Source organism: Bartonella sp. CM120XJJH, assembly GCF_042194715.1.
Taxonomy (GTDB): domain Bacteria; phylum Pseudomonadota; class Alphaproteobacteria; order Rhizobiales; family Rhizobiaceae; genus Bartonella.
In genome coordinates, this window is record NZ_JBHINE010000083.1 from 1 (window position 1) to 918 (window position 918).

The 918-nt window shown below is 39.9% G+C and carries 2 protein-coding genes and 1 pseudogene; all 3 read right to left on the minus strand.

The genetic code is table 11. The features are described 5' to 3' along the window. On the minus strand, positions 1–326 hold a 326-nt coding region (locus ACFIKU_RS09845), incomplete at its 3' end, for a DUF1376 domain-containing protein (protein WP_375657400.1). Continuing rightward, positions 316–681, minus strand: coding sequence for a DUF1376 domain-containing protein (locus ACFIKU_RS09850; RefSeq protein ID WP_375657401.1), 366 nt, complete (start codon positions 679–681; stop codon positions 316–318). The genes ACFIKU_RS09845 and ACFIKU_RS09850, both read right to left, overlap by 11 nt. Further along, positions 671–918: pseudogene (locus ACFIKU_RS09855) on the minus strand (hypothetical protein); the annotation flags it as partial. The pseudogene ACFIKU_RS09855 and the gene ACFIKU_RS09850, both read right to left, overlap by 11 nt.

Below are 918 nucleotides of genomic sequence, written 5' to 3' on the forward strand. Positions count from 1 at the left end.
ACCTCCATATTATTGCAAGTGAAATTATCTAGCTCTTCAGTGACGTTGTTGAGTTCTTTTTCAACTTCTGAATTCCACAACCCACCATTGTCTAAACGTATGATGAAGCCACCTTCAATCAAGGAATTCAAAGCTGCTTCAAACTCTTCTACTGGATAACCAACCCAAAAAGCTAATACCCTTAAGTTCTTTAAAATAGGCTCACCAGTACGGAGCATTAGAAGTCGCAACATGACATAGATACATTTCTCGGTCGGCGACAAAAAACCAAGAGTAAGGAGCCATCTGTCTGCAAAAAGCCTCGTCCATGGTAATTTACTGGACATGTATTGCCTCCTCTCTTTTCTTACTCCACCTTGCTAAAGCTGCTTTCGAAGCTCTCTCTGAAAATTTGCTAATGCTATAATCAAAAGCTAGTGACTTATGCCATAAGCACCCATTCTCTAAACGCGTAATATGATCCGTGCTTATTAAAGTCTCTAAGGTCTTTTGAAACGTCCTTATTGAACACCCACACCCACTTGATAAATAAGACGCATTATTTATAAGAGGCGCTTTCCTATCATTCATTAGCAACACAAGTGTTGTATAAACAGCCTTCTCGGTCGCTTTTAATCCCATAAGATCTTTTAAAAACTGATCTGTACTAAATTTTACAAACGCCACTTTATTATTGGACATCATTTGAGATCTCCCTTTCTTTAACTAAATGTAAAATCGCTAAAGCATCTGCTTCATTATCATCACATGGCTTGTGTCCTTTAATACACATTGCCTCTATCATCTCTTCTTTCGACGCATTCCCCTTCCCCGTCGTCGCTTTCTTAATCGTACTTACCGGTATCCCCTCATACGGTATCTGATGCTGTTCACACCACGCCGTTAACGTTGCTAACAAACCTCCGTAAACATGCGCTG